This is a genomic window from Streptomyces sp. NPDC002690, assembly GCF_053592415.1.
In genome coordinates this window covers 1-3417 of sequence record NZ_JBSFVR010000548.1, presented here as the reverse complement: position 1 = coordinate 3417, position 3417 = coordinate 1, and the positions used below count along the sequence as shown (strand labels likewise).

The following is a 3417-nucleotide window of genomic DNA, read 5'->3' as shown; positions in this document are numbered from 1 at the left end:
CCAGGGACGCCACCGCGCACCCGGCCGCGAGTACGGCGGCGGCCGGCCAGATCACGGCCGGGCGGAGCACCGCCCACCTCCCCGGACGGCCGGTCCGCCGCGTACGGCGGTTCCCTCCGTCGCCGGGCGGGGTCACCACGACGGCCTCGTCCTGACGGCCTTGCAGAACACAGCGCCAGCCACGCGGAATGGACCCTTCCAGGACACGTCGAACTCCCTTGCGAGATCAAAGGCATGCAGAGCCTAGACCAACCGGTCTGCTTTCCAAGCGGAGAGCCGAAGAATGATCGTCAAGGTAGCTGCAGAAATGGCGACTTGTCGCACTCGTGCGTCCGGAATCCGCGATCCGCCCCGTCCACCGGCCGCTTCGCCCGCCTGCTTCGCCGGGCCGTCCCGGGCCCGGAGGGAGTGGCGGAATTCGGCACGTGCAGACGTCTTGTCACTGAGTGACACCCGGTCCTACTCTCCATTCTGACTGGTCAGTAACTAGCCTTTCCCCGGGCCCGGTCGGGGTTCTCCGTGGGCGAATCGGAGCAACCCTCCGGAGTCTCCCGGTCCCGGCGTCATCCCGTCAGCAACCCCCGACCCCGTCCGGTCCGGCCCGCACGCAACCTCCGACCCCGTCCGGTCCGGCCCGCACGCAACCCCCACATCCCGGTACGGAATCAGGGTTCCGGGCGCCCTTTTGGCACGTACTCCCCTCGACGCGGCGCGCCTCGACGCGCACGCACCGCACGGGCGGTCACCGCCACAAGCGCACCGACACCGGGAGCCGAGCGACATCTCGCCCGTCCCCTCGAACCAAGGAGTGAGCCGCGTGGAGCAACCGAGAAGAGTCCGTTTCCCCCGTCCGTCCCTCCGGGCGCCGGGCCGGTCCCGTGCCGCCCGGCGCGGAACCGCGAGGACGATCACCGGACGGCTGCTCGCCGCCGGGATCGCCGCGGCGGCCTGCCTGGGCGCTCAGACGCTTCCCGCGTCGGCCGCCACGACCCCGGTGGTCTCCCGTGGTGTGGAGATCCCGGCCTTCTACACTCCGCCCCAGACCCTGCCCGCGGCGGACGGCACCCTCGTCCGCACCGAGTCGCTCCCGCTGGCGCTGAGCCTGCCCAGCCTGGGCGGCCCGCTGCCGGGCAAGGCGACCCGGCTCATGTACAAGTCCACCGACTCCAACGGCCTTCCGGTGGCCGTGACCGGCGCCTACATCGAGCCGACGGCCGCCTGGAAGGGGAGCGGACCGCGTCCGCTCGTCGCCCTGGCGCCCGGCACGATGGGGCAGGGCGACCAGTGCGCGGCCTCGCTGGGCCTCCAGAACCCGCTCACCCTCAACGGTGAGACGGTGTCGGTCGGTTACGAGGACCTCTCCATCTACCGGCTGCTGGCGGCGGGCACCGCCGTGGTCGTCACCGACTACGCGGGCCTCGGCGCCACCGACCGGCTGCACACCTACGTCAGCCGGGTCGACGGCGGCCACGCGCTCCTCGACGCCGCCCGCGCGGCGCGCGGGGTGAGCGGGGCGTCCGTCACCGCCGCCTCGCCGGTGGGGCTGTACGGCTACAGCCAGGGCGGCGGTGCCAGCGCCTCCGCCGCCGAACTCCAGCCCACCTACGCGCCGGACGTCAAGCTCGCCGGGGCCTACGTCGGCGCACCCCCGGCCGACCTGGCCGCCACCATCAAGGGGATCGACGGCAGTGCTCTGGCCGGCGCCCTGGGATGGTCGCTGAACGGCTTCCTCCAGACCGACCCGACCCTCCAGCCCGTCGCGGACGCCCAGATCAACGCGGCCGGCAAGGCGGCCCTCGCCGACCTGTCGACGATGTGCATCGGTGACGCGCTCTTCGGCTACGGCTTCAAGAAGAGCAGCTCCTGGACGACCAGCGGCAAGTCCCTGAGCCAGCTCGTCGACACCATCCCGCAGCTCAAGACCACACTCGACGCGCAGCGCATCGGCAACCTCAAGCCCACCACCCCGGTGCGGGTGGCCACCGGCATCCAGGACGACATCGTGCCGCACGCCCAGGCGCGCCAACTCGCCGTCGACTGGTGCAAGAAGGGCGCCAACGTCACCTACGACGCGATCATCCTCCCCAACCTCGGGGACAAGATCGTCACGAACCACCTGGTCCCGCTCCTCACCGACCAGGGCGACGCCATCTCCTGGCTGACCGACCGGCTGGCGGGCAAGTCCGCGAGCTCCAACTGCTGGACCATGCCCATCCAGCCCTGACCCGCACGAAGAACGCGGAGGGTCCCCCCGCCCGCGCGGAGGGACCCTCGGTCTGCCGGTGTCACGGCAGGGTGGTGCCTGGATCGTCAGGGCTTACGGGCGACCAGACCCCACTGGTCGACGCCGGGGCCCTCGGGGTCGCCCTCCGGGCGCCAGTACGTGATGGAGAGGAACCCCGGGTCGATCAGCTCCAGACCCTCGGCGCAGCCGGTGATCTCCTCGGGCTCCCGCACCAGATAGGGCGGGTTGTCGCCCGAGTCGTACGCCTCCTGGGCCGCGAGGGTCTCCGGCGTCTTGATGGTGTCGCAGATGACCAGGTAACTGCCCGACGGCATGCGGGACATGTACGACTGCACCACCTTGATCCCGTCGTCCGGGAGCAGGTGCCCCAGGGTCGACAGCAGCAGCACCGCCACCGGCTGGGAGAGGTCCAGGGTCTTCGCCGCCTCGTCCACCACCGCGTCCGTGTTGGTGAGGTCCTCGTCCACGAAGGCCGTCGCACCCTCGGGCGCGCTGGTCAGCAGCGCGGCGGCGTGCACCAGCACGATGGGGTCGTTGTCCACGTACACGATCCGGGAGGACGGGTCGATGGCCTGCGCGACCTGGTGGGTGCTGTTCTCCACCGGCAGCCCGGTGCCGACGTCCAGGAACTGACGGACACCCAGGCCGCCGAGGTGGCGGATCGCCCTGGCCTGGAAGGCGCGTGACGCCTTCGCGATGGCGGCCGTGGCCGGGTAGGCGGCGGTGACCGCGTCCGCCAGCTCCCGATCGACGGGGTAGTTGTCCTTCCCGCCGAGCCACGCGTTCCACACCCGCGCGGAGTGGGGTATGTCGGCACGGATCTGCTTGCGGAACTCAATGTCGTCAGGGGCCATCGGAATCTCCTACTCGCGTTTCAACGGGTGCAGTTGGCCGGGCGGTGACCGGTTGCCGCACGGCATGACCGTACCTCCCGGTGGCGGGTCGTCGCGCGTCCCCTCGAAAAACCGTGCGGGTGAATGTCCGGGCCAGGTGAGCGCGTGTATGACGACCCGTCACCCCGCCCCTCGGGAAGCTGTGTCACCCGGCGGTGGGCCCGGGATCGCGGGCGGCGGATTCGGCGGTCGCGCGGGGCGGAGCCGCCAGTCGCACACGGTCACACCAGGAGGTGACGGTGGCGAGCAGCTGCGGGTCGATGGTCCCGGAGATGCGGT

Annotated in this window: 2 protein-coding genes; one reads left to right on the top strand and one right to left on the bottom strand. The window is 71.3% G+C overall.

The genetic code is table 11. The features are described from left to right. Window positions 1-907: 907 nt before the first annotated feature. A complete protein-coding gene (locus ACWD3D_RS34970; RefSeq protein WP_451464712.1) occupies window positions 908-2224 on the top strand; it encodes a lipase family protein in 1317 nt (438 codons plus the stop codon). Between the two features lie 86 nt (window positions 2225-2310). Here ACWD3D_RS34970 and ACWD3D_RS34965 read toward each other — a convergent pair whose 3' ends face one another. Continuing rightward, window positions 2311-3099, bottom strand: a complete 789-nt coding sequence (locus tag ACWD3D_RS34965) for an SAM-dependent methyltransferase (RefSeq protein ID WP_451464711.1) — start codon at window positions 3097-3099, stop codon at window positions 2311-2313. Between the last annotated feature and the right edge of the window lie 318 nt (window positions 3100-3417).